20 protein-coding genes and 1 other RNA gene are annotated in these 20,694 nt (G+C 53.6%); 8 read left to right on the forward strand and 13 right to left on the reverse strand.

The window, feature by feature from the left end:
• The first annotated feature begins 76 nt into the window (after positions 1–76).
• Positions 77–1,375, forward strand: a complete 1,299-nt coding sequence (locus tag ACP9M6_RS00735) for a ferritin-like domain-containing protein (RefSeq protein WP_427452547.1) — start codon at positions 77–79, stop codon at positions 1,373–1,375.
• Positions 1,372–2,142: a CDGSH iron-sulfur domain-containing protein gene (locus ACP9M6_RS00740; protein ID WP_427452549.1), complete on the forward strand. Its 771-nt coding sequence runs from the start codon at positions 1,372–1,374 to the stop codon at positions 2,140–2,142. Before ACP9M6_RS00735 ends, ACP9M6_RS00740 begins: the two co-directional genes overlap by 4 nt.
• Before the next feature lie 8 nt (positions 2,143–2,150).
• On the opposite strand, the gene ACP9M6_RS00745 is transcribed toward ACP9M6_RS00740, so the two are convergent.
• Entirely contained in the window at positions 2,151–2,522 is a 372-nt protein-coding gene (locus ACP9M6_RS00745; RefSeq protein ID WP_427452551.1) for a VOC family protein, read from the reverse strand.
• Between the two features lie 221 nt (positions 2,523–2,743).
• Here ACP9M6_RS00745 and ACP9M6_RS00750 point away from each other — a divergent pair, with 221 nt between their 5' ends.
• Positions 2,744–4,483: a vanadium-dependent haloperoxidase gene (locus ACP9M6_RS00750; RefSeq protein WP_427452553.1), complete on the forward strand. Its 1,740-nt coding sequence runs from the start codon at positions 2,744–2,746 to the stop codon at positions 4,481–4,483.
• A 106-nt stretch (positions 4,484–4,589) separates the two neighbouring features.
• Positions 4,590–6,173 carry a DEAD/DEAH box helicase gene (locus tag ACP9M6_RS00755; protein WP_427452555.1) on the forward strand — a complete coding sequence of 528 codons (1,584 nt, stop codon included), beginning with the start codon at positions 4,590–4,592 and terminating at the stop codon, positions 6,171–6,173.
• Here ACP9M6_RS00755 and ACP9M6_RS00760 read toward each other — a convergent pair.
• The 4 genes from ACP9M6_RS00760 to ACP9M6_RS00775 all read right to left on the reverse strand — a co-directional run bounded on the left by ACP9M6_RS00760 (position 6,170) and on the right by ACP9M6_RS00775 (position 8,674).
• Positions 6,170–6,538 carry a DoxX family protein gene (locus ACP9M6_RS00760; RefSeq protein ID WP_427452557.1) on the reverse strand — a complete coding sequence of 123 codons (369 nt, stop codon included), beginning with the start codon at positions 6,536–6,538 and terminating at the stop codon, positions 6,170–6,172. The genes ACP9M6_RS00755 and ACP9M6_RS00760 overlap by 4 nt on opposite strands.
• A 9-nt stretch (positions 6,539–6,547) precedes the next feature.
• Positions 6,548–7,840: a mechanosensitive ion channel family protein gene (locus ACP9M6_RS00765; RefSeq protein WP_427452558.1), complete on the reverse strand. Its 1,293-nt coding sequence runs from the start codon at positions 7,838–7,840 to the stop codon at positions 6,548–6,550.
• Positions 7,841–7,952: 112 nt separating this feature from the next.
• Positions 7,953–8,049: signal recognition particle sRNA small type (gene ffs / locus ACP9M6_RS00770), an RNA gene on the reverse strand.
• Positions 8,050–8,149: 100 nt separating this feature from the next.
• Positions 8,150–8,674: a porin family protein gene (locus ACP9M6_RS00775; protein WP_427452560.1), complete on the reverse strand. Its 525-nt coding sequence runs from the start codon at positions 8,672–8,674 to the stop codon at positions 8,150–8,152.
• A gap of 214 nt (positions 8,675–8,888) precedes the next feature.
• Here ACP9M6_RS00775 and nudC point away from each other — a divergent pair, with 214 nt between their 5' ends.
• Positions 8,889–9,809 (forward strand): NAD(+) diphosphatase, encoded by a 921-nt coding sequence (nudC, locus tag ACP9M6_RS00780; RefSeq protein WP_427452561.1) that lies wholly within the window; start codon positions 8,889–8,891, stop codon positions 9,807–9,809.
• A gap of 6 nt (positions 9,810–9,815) precedes the next feature.
• Here the strand turns inward: nudC and ACP9M6_RS00785 are convergent, their stop codons facing one another.
• Positions 9,816–10,268 carry a YHS domain-containing (seleno)protein gene (locus ACP9M6_RS00785; protein ID WP_427452563.1) on the reverse strand — a complete coding sequence of 151 codons (453 nt, stop codon included), beginning with the start codon at positions 10,266–10,268 and terminating at the stop codon, positions 9,816–9,818.
• Between the two features lie 46 nt (positions 10,269–10,314).
• Positions 10,315–11,154, reverse strand: a complete 840-nt coding sequence (locus ACP9M6_RS00790; protein WP_427452565.1) for a prephenate dehydratase — start codon at positions 11,152–11,154, stop codon at positions 10,315–10,317.
• A gap of 170 nt (positions 11,155–11,324) precedes the next feature.
• On the opposite strand from ACP9M6_RS00790, the gene ACP9M6_RS00795 reads away from it, so the two are divergent.
• The gene (locus tag ACP9M6_RS00795; RefSeq protein WP_427452567.1) at positions 11,325–11,972 is read left to right on the forward strand and encodes a c-type cytochrome; all 648 of its coding nucleotides are present in this window, start codon (positions 11,325–11,327) and stop codon (positions 11,970–11,972) included.
• A 58-nt stretch (positions 11,973–12,030) separates the two neighbouring features.
• Here ACP9M6_RS00795 and ACP9M6_RS00800 read toward each other — a convergent pair whose 3' ends face one another.
• Complete coding sequence (locus ACP9M6_RS00800) at positions 12,031–12,819, reverse strand: NlpC/P60 family protein (RefSeq protein WP_427452569.1); 789 nt, start codon at positions 12,817–12,819, stop codon at positions 12,031–12,033.
• Positions 12,820–12,851: 32 nt separating this feature from the next.
• On the reverse strand, positions 12,852–13,277 hold the full coding sequence (locus ACP9M6_RS00805; RefSeq protein WP_427452571.1) for a MarR family transcriptional regulator: 426 nt from the start codon (positions 13,275–13,277) through the stop codon (positions 12,852–12,854).
• A gap of 168 nt (positions 13,278–13,445) precedes the next feature.
• On the opposite strand from ACP9M6_RS00805, the gene ACP9M6_RS00810 reads away from it, so the two are divergent.
• Positions 13,446–14,540 carry a hypothetical protein gene (locus tag ACP9M6_RS00810; RefSeq protein WP_427452572.1) on the forward strand — a complete coding sequence of 365 codons (1,095 nt, stop codon included), beginning with the start codon at positions 13,446–13,448 and terminating at the stop codon, positions 14,538–14,540.
• On the opposite strand, the gene ACP9M6_RS00815 is transcribed toward ACP9M6_RS00810, so the two are convergent.
• Entirely contained in the window at positions 14,502–15,926 is a 1,425-nt protein-coding gene (locus tag ACP9M6_RS00815) for a leucyl aminopeptidase family protein (RefSeq protein ID WP_427452574.1), read from the reverse strand. The two genes, ACP9M6_RS00810 and ACP9M6_RS00815, sit on opposite strands and share 39 nt — an antisense overlap.
• A 105-nt stretch (positions 15,927–16,031) precedes the next feature.
• On the opposite strand from ACP9M6_RS00815, the gene ACP9M6_RS00820 reads away from it, so the two are divergent.
• Positions 16,032–17,231: a tetratricopeptide repeat protein gene (locus tag ACP9M6_RS00820; protein ID WP_427452576.1), complete on the forward strand. Its 1,200-nt coding sequence runs from the start codon at positions 16,032–16,034 to the stop codon at positions 17,229–17,231.
• A gap of 95 nt (positions 17,232–17,326) precedes the next feature.
• Here ACP9M6_RS00820 and ACP9M6_RS00825 read toward each other — a convergent pair whose 3' ends face one another.
• Genes ACP9M6_RS00825 through ACP9M6_RS00835 form a run of 3 tightly spaced genes read right to left on the reverse strand, consistent with a single transcriptional unit; the run spans position 17,327 to position 20,692 of the window.
• Entirely contained in the window at positions 17,327–18,286 is a 960-nt protein-coding gene (locus ACP9M6_RS00825) for a type II secretion system F family protein (protein ID WP_427452577.1), read from the reverse strand.
• 18 nt (positions 18,287–18,304) lie between these two features.
• Complete coding sequence (locus ACP9M6_RS00830; RefSeq protein ID WP_427452579.1) at positions 18,305–19,291, reverse strand: type II secretion system F family protein; 987 nt, start codon at positions 19,289–19,291, stop codon at positions 18,305–18,307.
• Positions 19,292–20,692: a CpaF family protein gene (locus ACP9M6_RS00835; RefSeq protein WP_427452581.1), complete on the reverse strand. Its 1,401-nt coding sequence runs from the start codon at positions 20,690–20,692 to the stop codon at positions 19,292–19,294.
• Positions 20,693–20,694: the final 2 nt, after the last annotated feature.

Genomic DNA, 20,694 nt, shown 5'->3' on the forward strand with positions numbered 1-20,694 from the left:
CTCACTTAAAGCGCCTTGACCAAGAGAGGGCCGGTCGCGCAATGTGGGAGATGAACGCAAATAAAAGACCTATGCCATGACCCAAGTTGTCCAATTAGAAGATGCCAGTAAACTGGCGTCACGCGAACAACTTATGGGAATGTTGCAGGAGGCGGCCGAGGTCGAGCACAATCTCATGCTGACCTATCTCTATGCCGCGTTTTCTATCAAAACGGAAGAAAGCGAAGGTCTAACGGCAGAGCAAGGCAAGACGCTCAAAACTTGGCGACGCAGTGTTATTCGCATCGCGGTAGAGGAGATGGGGCATCTCGCCCTTGTCTGTAATTTGCTCTGCGCGATTGGTGGGACGCCGCATTTCGGTCGCCTAAATTTTCCCATCGCGCCCGGCCCGCTACCCGCGAAAATGTCGGTCCGCCTCCGTCGCTTTGATCAGGATACACTCCAGCATTTTATTTATTTGGAGCGACCGGAATGTGCACAAGATATTGAGGATAGTCCTCCGTTCCGGGACCTATATGATTACCACCGCGCCCCAATTGAACAATCCCGCCTGATGCCCGTCGCGATGGATTATCCGACGGTAGGTGCGCTCTACGATCAAATCGTCGAAACCTTTGAAGTTCTCTGTGAAAAATACGGCGAAGATCATCTTTTCGTCGGGGATGCCAGCCGTCAGATCGGACCGGATATCACGCCCCTTCCCGGACTCTGTGTCATCAACAACCTACGAGATGCGAAAGTCGCAGTCGACGTCATCAAGGAACAGGGCGAAGGTGCGAACGCCCATTCCGAGACCTCCCACTTCAAACGGTTCTGCCGGATACAGGCGCAATATGACGCCTATCTGGACGAAGACCCTACATTCGACCCGGCCCGACCTGTCGCAGAAAATCCGGTCATGCGCAGCCCGCCCACACCGGAAGGAAAAGTCTGGGTCACGGAACCCACGGCGGCGACATTGATGGATTGGACAAACGCTCTCTATATTAAAATGCTGCGCTTGCTGAGTCAGGCCTTTGGGCGACGCGGCGACGCGCATGAAAAACGCATTCTGGTCAATGCCGCCACCGACCTGATGTATGCGATGACACCCGCCGCCGAAGCGATGACTCACATCCAAGCCAATGGCGATACGGACCGCACGGCGGGGATGAGCTTCGCGACCATCCGTAATTCCGTTGCGCCGCTGCCGATCGGAACAGAATGGAGAGTCTTTGCTTGCCGTTTTAATGAAATTACCGAGGCGGGTGAAGACATTCGTGGTATTTCAGACGCGGTCGATGCCTCCATCGACATGGTGGCACGGATCGCGGAAACCTTCATCCGAGAGGCGGAGGCGATTATTGAAGCCAAAGGAGAGGATACAGAATCATGAGCGATATTTTCGAGCAAATGGATGACTGGGCGAAAACTGGCGAAACAATGGATTATCCTGAACGCGAAGGCCGCACGAAACCGTTGCGCGGAATTAAACGCGCGGACGGCGTCGAAGTTATTGAAGGCAAAGACGTGATCATGGAATTTGATGGCAAGGCCTGTATTCACTCCCGCTTTTGCGTCATGGGCGCACCCGACACGTTCCTCGCCAATGTTGAGGGGCCCTGGCTCTATCCAGATGATACAGAGGCCGATCTTCTCTACGCGATTGGACGGGAATGTGCGAGCGGAGCCATCCGTATTCACCGTAAGGATGGTGGGCAGGAAGAGGCTGCGCCAAAGGTCAATATTTTGAGACTCAAGGAGAACGGACCGCTCTCTTTCCGCGCGGATTTGCGGGTACATGATCCGGAAGGCTCACTCTCGCCGGATAACGATAGCGAACCTTTCAACAGAACACTCTGCCGCTGCGGGAAGTCGCAAAATAAACCCTATTGCGACGGGTCCCATCATAATGCCGGGTTTCAGGCCAGCGGTGAACGTGAAGCTCGCGATACGGCTATGCCGGATAAACGTGACGGTAAATTAGATATCCGGCCACAGCCCAATGGACCACTTGCTGTCTCCGGTCATTTGGAAATTTGCGGAGGAACAGGTGCGCTTATCGAGCGTACCAATAGTTGCCGATTATGCCGATGTGGGGCCAGTTCAAATAAACCGTTCTGCGATGGCAGCCACGCAAAAATCGGGTTTAAAGCGCCCTAGGGTAGCCCCTAGCTAAAATCGAAAAACGCGAGCTTATTACCGTCGGGATCCCGGACATAAGCGCCGTAAAACATATTCGGTACACGCTGTCCGGGTTTGCCGTCGCAGGTCGCGCCCAGTTCAATCGCGCGCTCATACATTTTATCTGCGGCTTCTTTGGATCCAGCTGGAAAGGCAACCATGACGCCATTTCCGGGTGTCGGTGCGTTTCCATCATAAGGTTCGCAAACCGCAACCATGGGCTGGCTCATGGACTTGCCGATCATCGCAATCCGCCCGCCGTCAAACTGAACTTTCGCGCCTTGAGCTTCCAAGAGGTCGCAATAGAACTTCTTGGACCGTTCCATATCTGAGACGCCCAATGTTGTATAACCAATCATAATACTCTCCTTCGAAATAAAGGTCTCGCCTAGCAGAGCCGCGGCGTGGGTCCAGACACAAAATTGTGCAAATGATGATCATTTTTATGACCTATCCGAATAGGAATTCTATTCGACATGTTGCGACATTTACGGGTCATCGCTTGACGAAATAATCGAAGCACTGTTCTGTGGGATTGCTCACTATTTCGTGAGCAGACAAACATGACGGGGCAAGCATCATGACCGACAATAATTCCGCAAATGCGGGGAATTCTTTTACCAACGTAAAATCAGGACTATCGCGCAGACGCATTTTACAATCAGGACTGGGCGCGACCGCCCTCGGCGGTTTGGCGGCGCAACCCTCTATGGCGCAGGTACCGTTCACATTTGATGCGCCAACATCCGGGCAAAGCCTGCGCGGCTATCTCGGGCAGAATAGCGGGCATCCCGTCTTGGGTGGAAACCGTTTTGCGCGACGAAATAAATCCACCCGCTTGCGGATGCAGGCTGCACTCTCTTACAAATCTGATCCCTTACCCGAACAGAAAAACAATGGCGACGAAGGTGCCTATTCAGACAAACGCGGCAGCTACTCAAAAGCCCTCCCACATGACTCGTTGGGCGAAGTTGATGCCGATGCTTTCCGCCGCATGATCCGGGGTCTGACGACAGGGCGGAGTCGCGACATGGAGCGCGTCCCATTGGCGGCCGCACGGCGTCTCGCCAACCCACTCGCGTCTTACAAATTCGAAATGACGGGCGTTGACAGTCATCAGACATGGATGCGGCCTGCACCGACTTTCCTCGGTAAGGAAACCTCAGCAGAGATGGGCGAGCTTTACTGGAAAGCGCTCTGTCGCGACGTGAACTTCTCGGAATATGACAGCAATCCGCTTATCACAGCGGCAGTTGCAGACCTCAATGCATTTGAGGAAACTGTCGGACCCAAAGATGGTGGCTCTGTCACATCAGGTACAGTCTTCCGCGGGGAAACGCCCGGCGACGCGACCGGGCCTTATATCACGCAATTGCTGTTCAAAGACATTCCTTACGGCAATGGACGGATCGTCCAACAATATGACGCGCCTGCACCCGGTGATGATTTCATGACGACGACATCGGACTGGCTCGGCATTCAAAACGGCGTTGCACCGACGCCTCTTACAAAAGGCGGCGCGCGTTATATCACAGATGCCCGCGCTCTTGGCGAATATGTCCATACGGATTTCAGTTTTCAGGCCTATCTCAGCGCGGCGCTGATCATCCTCGGTATTCCCGGCAGTTTCGATATCGGAAATATCTATATCAGCTCGACAAATCAGGGGGCATTCGTCTCCCTCGGTGGACCGGATGTGCTTGACCTTGTGACCAAGGCAGGCAACCTGGCTCTGACCGGCGCGTGGTATCAGAAATGGCTCGTCCATCGTCGCGCCCGTCCGGAAGTTTATGGCGGTCGGCTGCACAACCAGATTTTCGGGGCGAAGGATTACGGTCTACCAGATGAGATCATGAACTCAGATGCCGTCCAACGCACAGTTTCTGCGAACGGCTCAGCGTTCCTCTCGCAGGCCTTTCCCGAAGGGTCCCCGACTCATCCGTCCTATCCGGCGGGACATGCCACAATTGCGGGGGCGTGCTGTACGGTACTGAAAGCGTTCTTTGAAGAGTCTATGCCGATACCCGATCCAGTTGTGCCGGATAGTTCGGGTGCCAATCTTGTGCCCTATTTCGGGCCCGACCTGACCATTGGCGGCGAGATCAACAAACTCGCCAATAATATTGCGCTGGGCCGTGATTGGGCCGGCGTGCATTTCCGCAGTGACGGGGTGGACGGTCTGGCCGTGGGCGAGCAGCAGGCCATCGGACTATTGCGCGATTATTCCCTGACCTATCGCGAGCGCTTTGCCGGATTCACGCTCACAAAGTTCGATGGAAGCCGTATCACAATCGAAAACGGGGTCGTCCTTTCGGCCTAATCAACGCAGTCCGTTCCGTTGACAGGCGGCGTATAGGAGCCTACGCGCCGCCTTGAATATATGAAAAGACCGTGACGGGTCTATTGACCCAATGATGCGGAACTCCATGACATCCTTTAAAAGCCTGAATTTGTGCGAGCCCTTGGCCCGCGCGCTCGACGACCTTGGCCACGATACGCCGACTCCTATCCAATCACAGGCCATTCCGCCCGCAATGGAAGGCCGGGACGTGATGGGCATTGCCCAGACGGGAACGGGGAAGACAGCCGGATTCTCACTGCCTACGCTGCACCATATTTTCACGGAGGATATGGAGCCGCCCAAACGCGGCGCCCGCGTGCTCATCCTCGCGCCCACACGCGAACTGGCCAGCCAGATTGCGGAGAGCGTGCGCGGCTATGGACGTCATATGCCGTTTTTGTCCGTGGCCTGCGTCTTTGGCGGCGTGCCGATTAATCGCCAGATCAAGAAAGTATCGGGCGGTGTTGACGTCCTCGTCGCGACACCCGGACGACTAATTGATTTGCTGGATCGTAAAGCTGTTAAGATTGATCAAGTTGAGGTCCTCATTCTTGATGAAGCCGACCAGATGATGGATATGGGTTTCATCCATGCCCTAAAAAAGATCGTACCCCTCGTCCCGAAAAACCGTCAGACGCTGTTCTTCTCGGCCACTCTCGCACCGAAGATAAAACAGCTCTCCAAGCAGTTCCTAAAAGACCCGGTCCACGTCTCCGTGACGCCCGCCAATACGACGGCGGAGAAAGTCACGCAGAGCATGATCCGCCTGACCATGGCGGAAAAGCAGGAACGGCTCGCCATTGAACTCACCCGCGAAGATGTGGGTCGCTCTCTCGTCTTCACGCGGACGAAACATGGTGCAGACCGCGTGGTCAAACGTCTCGCAAAGGTTGGCATCGCTGCCGTCGCCATTCACGGTAATAAGTCACAAGGTCAGCGCACCCGCGCACTGGAGGCGTTCCGCTCCGGCAATGTGAATGTCATGGTGGCCACCGATGTGGCGGCACGCGGCATTGATATTCCCGACATCACTCATGTGTTTAACTTCGAAATCCCGAATGTCGCCGAGCAATATGTTCACCGTATCGGACGGACAGCCCGGGCCAACGCGTCGGGTAAAGCCATCGCGCTCGTCGCCACGGATAAGGGGAATGATGAGCTGAAATATCTTCGCGATATTGAAAAACTCCTTAAGGAGAAAATTCCTGAAGCCAAGGATACGAGCGATCTCCCTGATCTTCTCAGAGCTCTGAAATCCCGCAAGCCTATTGTCATCGACACAAAACCGCATGTCGAAACCCGTAAGGGTCGGGGAAAGTCCAAGAAGAAAAAAGGGCGTTTCAGCAAAGACCGCGCAAAATCGTCTGACGGCCCCCGTCAGGATAAACCGCGTTCTGATAATTCGAGGTCTGATAATACTAGGGCTGAAAAACCGAAATCAGATCGCCCGCAACCCTCTCGTGAAGGCCGCTCCCGCAAAGCCCCAACGCGCGACGCCAAACCTAAAATGTCGGGCAGTGCGGACGCAAACCCAAGCCGAGGCCGTGTCAAACCAGCAGGCGAAACGCCGAAGCCCGCATGCGGGTCTGGTGGAGACACACCGCCGCGTCGTCGAAACAAGAAACGCCCAAATCGCAATCGAAATAAAGGCTCGCGTCAGGACGGTTAACGCGTCACCCAGAGGATCAAGGCGATGAGTGGGAATTGCATCGCCACCCTGCCCCATAAAACAGCAGGGTCATTTCCCAACTCGCCCAAGGGCATCCCGCTCAGCGCCATGTAAATATTGGCGGGTAGGACGGCGAGTAAAAAGAGCGACAGTAGGATGCCGACACGCGGTCTGAAATGCGGGCAGAGCAGCATGATCGCGAACCCGATCTCCATAAGACCCGTGATCCAAACGATGAGATAGGGAAAGGGCAGCAGCGGCGGCACAATGGCCGCGAAACTATCATCCGCTAAAAAATGCGACACGCCTGCAAACAGGAAAAAGGCTGACAGGCCGTAAACGATAATGAGCTTGAAGGTTTTCACGGATCAAGGCTACTCGGTCGGCTTGCTATCATCCAGCAGATTATCCTCATCAGCTTCGGACAGTTCCTCTTCCAATTTCGTATCAATCGTCGTGTCAGGTGTGACGTCCACCATGAGCGCTTCGGCCGGTTTTTTGGACTTTGGCTTTGGCGTTTGGTCCGAGGGGATATTAAGTTCAGTTCCTGCCAAATTATCCAGTTTTACCCGGTAAATAGGCTCGGGCAGGGAGAAACCTTCCGCCTCCAACTTATCCTTCACGCCCCGAATGGAATAACTCCGGGCTTTGCCAAAATCGGCAGATGTCTGATCAACCCAACCGGTGAATTTAATGATGATATTAGAATCGCCCACTTCGGAAATTACGGCGCCCGGTCCGGGCTTATCGAGAACAAAAGCATTGGCCCGCATAACATCGAGACCAATTTTCATCGCCGCAACGGGATCATCGGCTGCATCCACGCCGAGCGCAAAACTGAAACGGCGTTCCGGGTTAGTCGTATAATTCAGGATGACAGCTTTGAAGACCGTGGCATTGGGAATGCGAAGATGATTTCCGTCCAATGTCATCATGATCGTTGCGCGACTGGTCAGACGCATGACCTTGCCCTGATGTTCTCCAATCAGGACATGATCCCCCTGACGAAACGGTTGCCGCAGCGAGAGCATGATAGAGGCCAGGTAGTTTTCCAACGTGTCCCGTACGGCGAAACCAATCGCAATCCCGACAACACCCGCCCCTCCGAGAATCGTCGCAATCATTGCCTGTGCGCCGAGTAGGTTTAGTGCCCCCACAAGACCAATAATGATAAATAACACACGGACAGTTTGAGATAATAATTCCGCCAGAAACGGATTGGGGGCGATCTTTCGCCAGAACTTTTGCAAATTCGCAACCACACCGCCAAGCCAGAAGAAAATTGCAAAAACCAAGAGGGCCAGCCCGATAATGGGCAGGGCCTGTGTGATGTCTGATACATCCTTCTGCAATCCTGTCAGCGCCTCGCCGACATCGCTGTCGCCAACCAATGTGCGGTCAATCTGGTCTTGGATATAGACCGTTCCGTCCTGCGTTTTCGCGATCTCCATTGCGTCTTTTGCCAGCTCTGAATTCGCGATCTCGCCGGAGAGCGTAACGACACCATTTTCAACGGCGACGGTCACCCCGGAAAGACTGTCTGTGCTTTTATAGATGGCGGTCAGCCGCGTTTGCAACGCCTCATCCCCTGCAGACAAGTCCTGCGCGAATGCGGAGACGGCCAGAGCCATGAAAAGACTGACTATGAAAATAAAAACGAAGCGCATGTGATAATCCTATTCCACGCTCTTAGAGCATATGAGCGGGGAGGATGCGAGGTGCTGAGGGCATTGAATTTAGAACGTCAGATCCTGAAGCTTACGACTTTGACGTTTCGCGGGTGGAAGGCCGGGTCCTGACCCGAGAAAGACTCGTTACGGCTGCTGCGTTCCCGCCCTGACCGGGTTGGCGAGGATCTCGTCCAGGCCGACCTTCCGAGGCGCGATGTAGCGGGGCGTTGGGCTGCGTACAAGGGTTGCGGACACAAAAAAGGCCCGGTCGCAAAACCGGGCCTTTCTCATAAAAATCACCAAAACTTAGAATTTGCGCACATAAGCAATCGAGTAAACGTCAGATGTACCGGACACGTCCACGCCATTTATGTTGTCATCGGAGCTATCATAAAGTGTGATATCAGCCCGAATGCCGTTCAGGTCGTTGATCATATATTCCGCACCCGCACCATAGGCGAAACCATCAAAGTCAAGCGAGTCGTCAATACCGTTACCTTCGGCACCAAACTGCGTGAAGTGGTAACCACCACGGGCGAAGAGACTGAACTGCTCTCCCACAGGAATGGAGCCACGAACGAAGGCTGCGACGGAGTAGTCAACACCGACATCGACGCCTTGGACTTCGTCATCAATAATACCAAAGCTACCTTGGCCTTCTACAGAGAAGTTTTCTGTGAACTGGTAACCTGCACGCGCTGCGAGGGAATATGCGTCAAATTCCACGGCATCGACGCCGAGGTTGATATAGGCACCTGTATCCTGAGCCTGTGCGGATGTCGCAAAGGCTGTGAGAGCTGTGGCTGCGAGAGCGGCTTTCAAAAATTTCATGTCTTTTCCTTTTCTAATCTAAGACGGCGCGCCCCATCCGGCAGTAAGAATGGATAAACAAGCGCGATGTTCCGCAATTTAAGAGAGAAGAGCCACACTGTGTTATTTTTACAACTGTTTGTGACGGCCATGTCATAGACATTACGCGAAACTGAACAAAACCCAGATAAAATTGCTATTTGATTTCATGCGCGTAAGGTTCCAAGGCGAACTCATGACAGAACAAAACTCCACTTTCGCACCCGATACACCCATCCCTTTTGCAGGCGACCCTCTCGATTATGCAGAAGATAAACGTGACGGTGAAACCCTACAAAAACTGATTGGCCAGACAAATGCCCGGGCCGTGATCCTGCATAAAGGAAAGATCGGGATTGGCGATGGCGGTCGCCCGCATCGTATCCACCCGTCCGAGCTTATCGGTCACAACCTGCATAATCCCGGCCCGGTCTTTTTAGGTCTGGACGGAGAGCGTCCCATCTTTGCCGCGAGCCTCGCCAATCCCGAGGAATTTCTGCCGGAGGAAAACTATGTCGAATTGCGTGGATTGGGCGGACACCTCCCACCTGCAGACCTTGCGCTCGTTGGACGCGCGAAATCACTGTTTGATTGGCATCATACGCATCGGCACTGTGTGTCTTGTGGCGGGCAAACGGTGGGTAAGGATGGCGGCGCGAAACAGCAATGTACGGGCTGCAATCTCGAATCCTTCCCGCGTATCAATCCTGTTGTGATTATGCTCGTCACGGATGGCGACCGTATATTGCTGGGCCGCGGACCCGGCTGGCCGGAAGGATTCATGTCGGCCCTCGCGGGATTTGTCTCCCCCGGAGAAACACCGGAAGAAGCCGCAATGCGGGAAGTCGAGGAAGAGTCGGGTATTAAGACGAAAAACCCGAAATACATGTTCTCGCAGCCTTGGCCTTATCCGTCACAACTCATGATGGGCATCCGTTTGGAAGCCATCAACACCGATATTTCCATTGACCCAAAGGAGTTAGAAGAAGCCCGCTGGTTCACGCGCGAAGACGTCGCAGCCGTATTTGAAAAACGGGGCGAGGCGTTTAAACGCCCGCCGCGGTCAACCATCGCGCATCAAATTATCCGCGCGTGGTTGGGTGAGACGGCCGCCTAGCCAGGCCTATTTGCTGATAAGGTCCGGCCATTTCTGGTCCGCTTTTTCAATAAAACTGACGCGTTTTTTATCCCAACGGCGCTGGATCCGCGCATTATAGTTGAAATAGAGCCGTCCATCCTCAACCGCCCAATGTTCAGGATTGCCCTCGGCCAGTTTACCTTTGGCCACCGCCCACGCACAATAGCCGCCATATTGGGGTTCGAACTGTTCGGGATTGGTCAGGAACAGGTCCTTATTCGCTTGGCTGAAAAAGAACCAATCCGCCCCTTTATATCGCGTTGAAAATTCCAGCTTACCCGGCTGTGGTTTGCCGGAAAAGAAGCTGACAACATCCATACCGTTAGCGGCGACATTATCGCGCCAATTCGTGTGAACGGCATCCGGCGCGGCGAAAGCCGAAACGGGAAAGAGAAGAAGGCTAACGCCCAAAGATGCGGCAAAAAATGTTTTCAGCATGACTATCATATAGTTTCGGACGGACTGCCGCTCAAGGCGTGGCGTATCACGCTTTCGCGTGACGAATTTCATCCATGGGATAAGTCCCTAAATGCGTAATACTCTCGGAGAAGAAAGCCAGTTCCTCCAGCGCGTTTTTCATGGCGGGGCTTTCAATATGACCTTCGACATCCGCGTAAAACTGCGCGGCCTTGAATGAGCCCCCGACCATATAGCTCTCCAGCTTTGTCAGGTTCAGCCCGTTAGACGCAAACCCGCCCAGCGCTTTATAGAGCGCGGACGGGACAGACCGGACTTTAAAGACGAAAGAACTGACGCTGGGAGTCTGAACATCCGGCATATCGGCCGTGGCCGATAGGACGATAAAACGCGTCGTGTTGTGATCTGCGTCCTGAATATCCGGCACGAGAATGTCCAATCCATAACTCTCCGCCGAGAGTTTCGAGGCCACCGCCGCCACAGTCTTATCGCGAAGTTCTGCGACTTTGCGGGCCGCCCCCGCCGTATCCACATCGACAAAAGGATCAATATCATGTTGGGTCAGAAAATTCCGAACCTGCGCCAGCGCCATATGATGCGACCGCGCTGTTTTAATGTCTGAAAGAACCGCCCCCTTCACCCCCAGTAATTGATGATGAATAGGCAGGTAACGTTCACCCACAATTGATAACCCACCGCCAGGCAGGAGGTGATAAATATCACTGACCCGTCCCGCGACAGTGTTCTCAACGGGAATCATGGCGAGGCTGGCCGTCCCCGACCTCACGGCCTCAAACGCCTTGGCAAAGCTCTGGCAGGCCCGCGCCTCATACTCTGGATAAAATTGGGAGCAGGCCAGATGGGAATAGGCTCCGGGCTCTCCCTGATAGACGATGATATCACGCATTTGAAACCTTTCGCGCGAATGGCGCTTTCCAGACCTGTATAAACCGCTCGCGACGCTTGGCCGCAAGGGGTTTTCCGTTTGCATTTCCGTCATATATTTATAAGAGACTGCGCGATGAGGGACTCCCCCAGCGGGCAAACCCTATAGACTGCAGATAACAGGATTTCGTCATGGACGATTTAGGTTTTAACAAAATTGCCGGGGCAGTGCTCGCTACGGGCTTGGGCATCATGATCCTCATGAAACTGCCTGCCATTCTTATGCCCGATGCGGATGAGTCGATTGCATATAAAGTCGGGCCGATTGAAACAACGACAGTAGAAGCCGATGTCGACCTCCCCTTCCCGCAAGCAGATTGGGTGGCCGCGATGGATGCTGCTAAGGGTGCGAAAGTCTTTAAGAAATGTACGTCCTGCCACAATGTAGAAGATGGCGGCGCAAATGGCACAGGCCCAAATCTTTATGCCGTTGTCGGGGCGGATAAAGCCTCCCATGCAGACTATAGCTATTCCGCAGCGCTTGACGCATTACCCGGCGAGTGGACATATGAAAACTTGGACGGCTATCTTGAAAAGCCAAGCGCCTATGCCCCCGGCACGAAGATGAACTTTATCGGCCTCAAAAAGCCTGCGGACCGTGCGGCCGTGATTGAATATCTCCGCGTAAACGGCTCACAGTCTTTAGCAAAGCCGGAACCTGCCGTCGCAGAACTCGAAATCTCCACACCACTGGAAGAGCCGATTGTCGAAACAGAGCAATCCATGGAAGAGCCACCGGTTGACGTCACCGACGAAACCGTTGTTGAACCAACAGAGTAAGCTCAAAATATAACGGACTTTCGAAAAGGCCCGCTTTGTCGGGCCTTTTTCTTTGCGCTTAAAGCGTCAGCCGTTTGACAGTTCTGACGTCTCCAATGCGGGCGACGGCTTCGGTGACGGGCTCAATCGTGACAGTCATATGATGCGCATTGGCATGGAGCAGTCTGTCCCCTTCGATCACAATTCCCACATGACCCGCCCAGAAGAGGAGATCACCCTCACCTCTGGCCTCATAATCAACGGTGTTCCCTAAACCGGCTTCCTGCTGATCCGCATCCCGAGGCGCATCCACACCGATCGCGGCGAGTGCACTCTGCACCAGGCCGGAGCAATCAACGCCGCCCCCACCTGTGCCGCCCCAGACATAGGGCAGCCCGACCATATCGGCGGCGATATCTGTATAATCTCTATCTGCGCTTTCATTCATAAGGCGCAGATGTTTGAGATGGATATACCCAACCCCTCCTAAATCCAGAAACTCGCCAGAGACCGTACCCGTCACGCAAGCATTGCGGGGTAAGAACCTGAAGATTGTGGATTTGATGTCAGGAGAGACAAAAACGGGCGCCGATACCACGCTAACAGTATGGGTTGGCGCGGCGGCGTCTCCCGAAAGATCACGCGCACGGATTAACCCGATATAATCTATCCGGTCGGAGTCGGGCAAAATTGAGAGCAAGGCCCCCATCGCAAAATCTCCCCGCCTGTCAAAAATCTGAAAACGCTGTCCGAACAGGGCCTGCGTTCCCATGCCCGAGGCCACGCCCAATGTCGTATAAGGCGCAGCAATATAGGCCGATTGCAGTTTTACATCTGCGGGAAGTGTAACGCGGGGATCAGAGCTCATAACGTAGTCATGGCCTATAGGCTGCGTTTAATTCAAGACCGTTCAGCCTGAATGATATCCGCAAATTCGGATAGAAAATGAATGCCGGCAGAGGTCCGCGCGAGTACAACGGATCGCTTGTCACGGTGATCCGGTTGGCGAACAATATAGCCAAGCTTGCATAAACTATCCGTCGCACGACTAATCGCGGCCTTCGTGACCTGTAAATGCGCCGCGAGAGAGCGGACGGTATGCGGGCCTTTCTCAAGATATATGGTCATCAACATCGCGAGTTGACGTGCGGAGAGATCAGGACTGTCAGAGCGGACAGTCTGAAGCGTAACGCGGTGCCAAAATTCGAGACTATCCGTACGGGACTGCCGCTCTAGCTTAGCCGAAGGTGCGGGACGATTTGGTAGAGCGTCCGGATCTGTCGAGGACACAACGCGCGGGGACAGAACGGCTTCCAATGCTGGCATAATCTATCACTCCCCAATGATGTGTTTGAATGTGGTCCTCTACGAATCATGGATTCGCACACTCATGATTCCGCGGTCAAGGCGCGTCACACGCCTTTCTCAACTCAAAGAGTCAAGTGACTCAAAAACCACAAAACTTTTTAAAGGCTTTTCCGTCATTATCGTGGGATGCGCCGCGATAGCTCATATCCCAACGAGAGCTCGACCTTTTTCCAGAGGCGGGACCGCTTACCTCTTCATGGTTTGGCGGCGCTTCGTATCCTGATCGTCCTCATGATTGGGCTGGGCTATGCCTCAACAATGGGCTTAGGCACAGAGAGTTTTGAATGGGGTCATCATTGGGGTTACGATCCCTCTTGGTACGGACTCCAACTGCTCTTCCTGCTTTCCGGTTTTCTCGCCGCGCGGTCCATGACGCAAGGTCGTACGATTGTCGAATTTTTTAAGTCACGTCTCTTCAGTCTTTGGCCGGCCTTACTCACGGCAACTCTCGTGACAGTCCTGATTATTTATCCCCTCATGTGTGCCCCGGATGCACCCGTAAAAATGGACGCGCTCGACCTGACAGCCTATTTTTTCAAAACGGTTTTCCTGATTGATCCCGGCTCCCGCATGCCGGGCCTGTTGGATGATGCGAAATATATGTGCCTGATGCAGGGCGCGATTTGGACATTGCGCTGGGGCTTAATCTTACACGTCGCGTTTCTTTTTGGCTGGATGACGAAGCTTTTGCAAAACCGTCACCTTGCACTGGTATCCGCAGTCTTGGGACTTGCCGGGTATGTGAGCACTGTTTTTCTCGCCGTCAAATTTCCGGCCTTCGCGCAAATTATAGAACCTGTCCTACCGGGGATCCGGCTTGGATATATCTATCTCTGTGGGGTTGCACTGTTTTCTTGGCAGCATAAATTGCCGCGGCGTTTGTTCACGATTTGGATTATCGCCGCGCTGTTGGGCGCAGCTGCAACCTTCCATTATCACGTCTTACCCTGGACACCCTTAATTGAGATCTTGGGCACCGCATTTTGGGCGACACTCTGTATTGGGTTCCTCACCCACGCGCCACTTGCAATGCGGCGCTGCCCCAGATTGGCGCCCGTTCTCTATGTCACGATCTGGCCGGCCGCACAGATCATTGTTGCGCTTGTACCGGAATTGAACGCCTTCGGAGTCATTGAGTTTTCAGTCCTGCTGGCCTCATCAACAGCAGTGGTCGGGTTCCTGCTACTCCGTCAGGCGCGCATTCAACCCACCCGCCTTTAGCCAATGATAGACGGCGCGGACGCCGTACATATCACCGCCCTTGGGATGCGCAGCCCGCGCCGTCGGGTTCCAGCCATATGTGTCAAAATGCATCCAAGGTACATTTTTCACGAATCGCTCGAGGAAAAGGCCCGCCGTCATTGCCCCTGCAAATCCGCCGCCTGAATTTTTCAAAGTGGCAATCGGGGAACTGAGCATGGAATTATAGGGCTGCCAGAGCGGCATATGCCAAACCGGGTCCTGCTGCGCCAAGCCGTGGCGCGAGACGGGCTCTATCGGGGCCGTCCGGTTACAGAACATGGGGGGCAGATGCGGGCCAAGCGCAACACGTGCAGCGCCTGTCAGCGTTGCGAAATCAATCATGAAGACCGGATCGCTCTCTGTGGCTTTCGTCAGCGCGTCGCCCAAAACAAGTCGCCCTTCTGCATCCGTATTGTCGATCTCAACCGTTATGCCCAAGCGCGTATTAAGGATATCTCCCGGCCTGTAAGCATTGGCCGAGACCGCATTTTCAGCAATCGCGAGCAGGCAGTGCAAACGAACGGGCAGGTTTGTCGCCATGATAAGTTTTGACAACGCCAGCGCATGGGCCGCGCCGCCCATATCTTTTTTCATCAGCCGCGCACCGGAAGCGGATTTCATATTCACGCCCCCCGTATCGAAGGTGATACCCTTACCAATAATCGCGAGTCGTGGATGGGAAGGATCACCCCACTCAATCTCGACGAGGCGGGGCGCTTCATGCGCGGCGCGGCCTACCGCGTGGATCATGGGATAATTTTCTTCGAGGAGATCTTCCCCCACGACAGAGCTTATGTCGGCATCATAGTCTTTCGCCAAATCCCGCGCCGCCTGATGCAGGGCCACGGGCCCCATATCCCCGGCGGGCGTATTGATGAGATCGCGGCAGAGTGCGGTAGAAGCCACGGTCGCCATGATTTCCACATGGTCTGAATCATCCTCCAAGACGAGAAGCGGCGGATCGGATTTTTCCGAGAGGTAACGGTCAAACCGATATGCCCCCATGCCCCAACCAATCGCGGCCAGGCGGGCACTCATATCGGACGGTATATGGCCAAGGACATAGTGATTTTTGGGAAGCGCTCCCCCCAGCACACCTAACCTCATCTCGACAGTGTCATCACTTTGTTCGGGACCACAGCCCAGAAGAACCAATCGCACCCGACCTTCCGCATCCGGCAAACGCAAACGTTGGCCGGCCTCCCCTTTAAAGCCGCGTTCTTCGGCAAATACTTGCTGCGCGTCAGTCAGTCCTGCGGCGTAACGGTCCCAATGTTCGGGGCGCAGGACATCAATTTTGACGGGTACAACCCCGCTGGGCAGGTCTTTATGCAGAATAAATGGCGTGGCGGTCTGGTTTAACATTAAATTCCTCTCACTGACCTGTGCTGCGGTCAATTTGCTAACGCGGCGTTAACCCTCTTCGTTCAGGTTTGTTAACGAAATCAGGCTCTCCTGCAAATCAGGCTTATGGGTCATTCTCCAGATGAGGTCGATATGAAACCGTTCAAGATGACTGCGCTATTTGCGACAACGGCCCTACTTGTCTCCGCCTGCGCGGTCGCGCCCGAAATGAATGAGCAGGAACTGCAGATTAAAAGCGATCTGGCCGTCGATAATAATCTGCCCGCCACGCGTCAGATGCGCGACGCGATTGAGACGCAGCCCATTTTTGCGCAAGCTGCATTTTGGTCGAACGAATATAATTTAAATCCAGGCGATCTGGAATCCGCGATCAAACTGGCCGCAGCGGTTCGGAAACTCGGCAATCCTAACCGCGCCATTGAAATTACGCAGACAACGCGTGCGCTTTATCCGCGCGACCCTTATTTAGTCGCGGAATATGCGGCCGCCCTCATCGCGGCCGAACGGTCTGTAGATGCGATGCAGCCCTTGGATCAGGCGCTCGCCATGACGCCCGCTTATGGGCGCCTCTGGTCCCTGAAAGGGGCGGCCTTGGATCAGCAGGAACGTTACGGCGAAGCGCGTCAATATTATCAGCGGGCGCTGCAGATCACGCCGAATGATCCGAATGTTCTCGCCAATATTGGGTTCAGCTATGCGCTCTCCGGCGACGCAGTGACGGCCGAGCAATGGCTACGTCGCGCCGTTAATATGCCGGGGGCTTCGCCGAGTGTGCGTCAGAACTTGGCCCTTGTGCTCAAACTTCAAGGCAAAATTGAAGAAGCCGAGAAGATGGTGGCGCTGACGCGCGGCCCGCAAAATATTCAAATCCAAGCCAAACCAGCGCTACGGCCTGTCATGAGCCAAACACAATTGGCGCAACCTAAAATGGGACAACCTCAAGCGCGGATGTCCATGGGACCCGCGCAAGGCCAAAATTACTCCAGCGCGGCGGAGGCCGCACGCGCCATGGCCAATCAAAAAACGGGAGAGCGCATCGCGCCTGTTCAATCTCAAACTTCCGCCGAAGCTCAACAAGCCATGTTGGATCGTATTTCCAGAAACTTACAGACACAACCAACGACCACAACACCCCTGCCGTCGCGTCCACAGACGCGACAAGCCTATCCACAGGCCCAGCAAATGCCGCCCCAAGCCTATGCCCCGCTCCAAGCCGCACCACCACAAGCCATGGCGGGCGGGCCCGTGCAGCAGCAAACACAACAAGCACCCGCGAGACGTCAAGCTAATCGTCGTCGTAGGTAGCTTTCCACCAAGTCTCTAAAAACAAAAACCCGCCTTCTATTAGAAGGCGGGTTTTTTATTGACTTTAAATCATCAAACCCGTGATTTTTTCGAATTTAGAAAGCCTCGCCCAGACGCATACCCGCAGGTGTCAGGATGACGATGAACAGAACCGGCAGGAAGAATAGAATCATCGGCACGGTCAATTTCGCCGGGAGAGCAGCCGCTTTTTTCTCAGCTAGCATCACGCGCATCTGACGATTTTCATTTGCCATTGTTCGAAGCGTATCACCGAGTGGTGTACCATAACGTTCAGCCTGAACCAACGCCGTCGCCACCGCACGAATACCGGGATGATTATTTCGACGGGCCAGGTTTTCATAAGCCAATCGCCGTGATGTTAGATATGATAATTCTGCCGTCGTTAAGGAAAACTCTTCCGCCAATTCAACCGAAGCATCCCCCATTTCTTCTGCAACTTTACCAAAAGCGAGTTCGACAGACATCCCCGATTCCACACAAATCAGCAGCAGATCCAGAGCGTCCGGGAAAACGGGCATAATCGACGCGAGTCGTTTCCCGGCGACATTTTTAATATAGATACCGGGCAAATAATATCCAAACAGCATCATCCCAATAGACAGCGCGACACGACGCAGCATGTCCCAGCCAGGCAGGTTTAAGACGACAAAGATGAGAAAACCGAGTAGGCCTAAGACAATCGGTGCGACCAAACGTGCCATATAAAAGGCGTAAATAGGTTTCTGACCCCGAAGGCCCGCTTGTGCCATTTTATCCTTAAGGTCTGAGGCTTCGAGAAGTTTTTCAAGACTGAAGCGATCCACCATATTCTTGGCGACGCCCTTGCCATCAGCGCGAAGGCTGGCTTCCGATTGAAGATTTGCCAAACGATCCTTGCGCATACCTTCCCGTGCGGAGGCAACGGATTCCATGCGTTTCTTTTTCTTGTCGCCCTCCAACATCGGAATGACGACAATCCAAATCGTGTACATAACCAGCGCGGAAATCAGGATGGCGCCGGCTGTTGAAAACATGGCGAGGGATTCAGGTGACATATCTGCTTCTCCGTCGCGCTAAAATTTAAAGTTAATCATTTTACGCATCATCATAGTGCCGAAAAACATCATAGCTGCGCCGATCATCAAGTTTCGTTGACCGGTTTTTGTTGTGTAGAGATCCATCATGTAATCGGGACTCATCATTGTGGTCAGACCCATGACTATGATGGGAAGTGCGCCGATAATAATCGCAGACACCTTGGCTTCCGCAGAGAGCGCCTTGATTTTCTCTCGCAGCATTTTCCGCCCACGCAGTACATTGGACAAGTTCGCCAAGGACTCGCCCAAATTACCACCCGTTGATTTCTGAATATTGAGAACCGTTGCGAAGAAGTTTACTTCGGAAATCGGCATACGCTCATACATTTGTTCAAGGCAGACTTCGATCGGAATACCCAATCCTTCACCTTCAACAACGCGGCGGAATTCTGTGCCCAGAGGTTCTGGGCTCTCATGCGCAATAATTTTTAGACAATCACCCAAAGGCAGACCGGTCCGCACACCCCGCACGATAATATCCATCGCATCCGCAAAATGAGACGTAAATTTAGCCTGACGTCGCTTGATGGCCGAATTCAAAATAAACCGGGGCAATCCGAAGCCCAAAATAACTGCAAGACCCAAACACATGAGTGGTCGCAGCCCGAGAACAAAAGGTACGCCTCCGCCCATAACCGCCAGCACCAGCGAAATAACCATAAATGTTTGCGGCTTTGTTTTCCAATCCGCTTGGACTAACCGGGCCTTGAGAGATTTCGCCTTCTTCTTTTTTTCATTCTGACGTTCTTCAATTTTTCCAAGGGACTCTTCAATCTGTTTTCTTCGATTGCCGGAATCTTCGACTTTGAGCTTTTCCTTTATATTGCTGCCCAGCGTTTTCTTTCCCGCAAATTCACGCACGCGTTTGGTATCAGAGGATGATTTATCTCCGCCCAAGAAGAGGAAGGCAATACAGACAACAATGCCGGCAGCACAAAGCGCGATGAGAGTTTGCTGGTCCACCTAACTGCCCGCTTCATCCAGCGCTTCAGCCAGATCTTTTTCAAGGTTAAAGTAACGCGCACGATCCCAGAAAGCCGGGCGGGCGATACCGGTGGATTTATGCTCACCAATAATATTGCCCTGCGCATCCTCACCGTCCATCTCATAGACAATCAGATCTTGTGTGACGATCACATCGCCTTCCATACCGATCACTTCGGTGATTTTCGTGATCCGACGGGACCCATCCCGCAGACGCGTCGCCTGCACGATTACATCGACAGAGCCGACGATCATTTCCCGAATTGTTTTCGCCGGGAGGGAAAAGCCGCCCATCGTAATCATAGATTCCAAACGAGACAGTGCTTCACGCGGGGAGTTAGCATGGAGCGTTCCCATGGACCCATCATGACCCGTGTTCATGGCCTGTAGCAAATCAAAAGCTTCCGGCCCCCGGACCTCACCCACGATAATCCGTTCCGGACGCATCCGCAGACAGTTTTTCACGAGATCCGCCATGGTGATCTTACCCTTACCCTCAAGATTGGGCGGGCGCGTTTCGAGACGCACGACATGCGGTTGTTGCAACTGCAATTCCGCCGCATCTTCGCAGGTAATGATACGCTCATCCGGATGGATAAATCCTGTCAATGCGTTGAGAAGCGTCGTTTTACCAGAGCCAGTACCGCCGGAAATGACGATATTACACTGACACGCGCCAATGATCTGCAAAACGCGTGCACCCGCCGGCGAGATTGAACCGAAATTCACAAGATCCCCGAGACGCAGTTTATCTTTCTTAAACTTCCGAATGGTCAGCGCGGGTCCATCAATTGAGAGGGGTGGCGCAATCACGTTCACACGAGAGCCGTCCAAAAGACGCGCATCACAAATGGGCGAGCTTTCATCGACGCGACGGCCCACTTGGCTCACGATACGCTGACAAATATTCATCAACTGCGTATTATCGCGAAAGCGGATATTTGTTTTGATCATCTTACCATTGGTTTCGATGAAAACGTGTTTCGCGCCATTGACCATAATATCGGCAATATCATCCCGCGCGAGCAAGGGCTCCAGCGGACCATAGCCGAGAATATCATCACAAATTTCTGTAATTAATTGATTTGATTCGGCGACAGATAAACGAACATTTCGAATCGCGATAATTTCATCAACAATACCACGGATCTCTTCGCGCGCTTTATCAGGCTGCATGCCTGCCAAGGCGGAGACGTCAATGGTTTCAAAAAGCGCATTAAAGATGGTCGCTTTTGTTTCGTAATATTCTTCGCTCGGCTCATTACTCCGGCTACGCGGTGCATCACTCGCATGCGTGGGCGCAGGCGCCGCTGCCGCTTTTGACGGTTTTGGCGCAGGTGCATCACCCGCAAGCGCGAGGTCGGATTTTTTACCGAACATGT

Source organism: Litorimonas sp. WD9-15 (assembly GCF_050271975.1).
Taxonomy (GTDB): Bacteria; Pseudomonadota; Alphaproteobacteria; order Caulobacterales; family Maricaulaceae; genus Litorimonas.

Coding starts and splice junctions, on each gene's coding strand:
- ACP9M6_RS00735 (WP_427452547.1), top strand. CDS start 77: ATGACCCAAGTTGTCCAATTAGAAGATGCCAGTAAACTGGCGTCACGC.
- ACP9M6_RS00740 (WP_427452549.1), top strand. CDS start 1,372: ATGAGCGATATTTTCGAGCAAATGGATGACTGGGCGAAAACTGGCGAA.
- ACP9M6_RS00745 (WP_427452551.1), bottom strand. CDS start 2,522: ATGATTGGTTATACAACATTGGGCGTCTCAGATATGGAACGGTCCAAG.
- ACP9M6_RS00750 (WP_427452553.1), top strand. CDS start 2,744: ATGACCGACAATAATTCCGCAAATGCGGGGAATTCTTTTACCAACGTA.
- ACP9M6_RS00755 (WP_427452555.1), top strand. CDS start 4,590: ATGACATCCTTTAAAAGCCTGAATTTGTGCGAGCCCTTGGCCCGCGCG.
- ACP9M6_RS00765 (WP_427452558.1), bottom strand. CDS start 7,840: ATGCGCTTCGTTTTTATTTTCATAGTCAGTCTTTTCATGGCTCTGGCC.
- ACP9M6_RS00775 (WP_427452560.1), bottom strand. CDS start 8,674: ATGAAATTTTTGAAAGCCGCTCTCGCAGCCACAGCTCTCACAGCCTTT.
- nudC (WP_427452561.1), top strand. CDS start 8,889: ATGACAGAACAAAACTCCACTTTCGCACCCGATACACCCATCCCTTTT.
- ACP9M6_RS00785 (WP_427452563.1), bottom strand. CDS start 10,268: ATGCTGAAAACATTTTTTGCCGCATCTTTGGGCGTTAGCCTTCTTCTC.
- ACP9M6_RS00790 (WP_427452565.1), bottom strand. CDS start 11,154: ATGCGTGATATCATCGTCTATCAGGGAGAGCCCGGAGCCTATTCCCAT.
- ACP9M6_RS00795 (WP_427452567.1), top strand. CDS start 11,325: ATGGACGATTTAGGTTTTAACAAAATTGCCGGGGCAGTGCTCGCTACG.
- ACP9M6_RS00800 (WP_427452569.1), bottom strand. CDS start 12,819: ATGAGCTCTGATCCCCGCGTTACACTTCCCGCAGATGTAAAACTGCAA.
- ACP9M6_RS00805 (WP_427452571.1), bottom strand. CDS start 13,277: ATGCCAGCATTGGAAGCCGTTCTGTCCCCGCGCGTTGTGTCCTCGACA.
- ACP9M6_RS00810 (WP_427452572.1), top strand. CDS start 13,446: ATGCGCCGCGATAGCTCATATCCCAACGAGAGCTCGACCTTTTTCCAG.
- ACP9M6_RS00815 (WP_427452574.1), bottom strand. CDS start 15,926: ATGTTAAACCAGACCGCCACGCCATTTATTCTGCATAAAGACCTGCCC.
- ACP9M6_RS00820 (WP_427452576.1), top strand. CDS start 16,032: ATGGGTCATTCTCCAGATGAGGTCGATATGAAACCGTTCAAGATGACT.
- ACP9M6_RS00825 (WP_427452577.1), bottom strand. CDS start 18,286: ATGTCACCTGAATCCCTCGCCATGTTTTCAACAGCCGGCGCCATCCTG.
- ACP9M6_RS00835 (WP_427452581.1), bottom strand. CDS start 20,692: ATGTTCGGTAAAAAATCCGACCTCGCGCTTGCGGGTGATGCACCTGCG.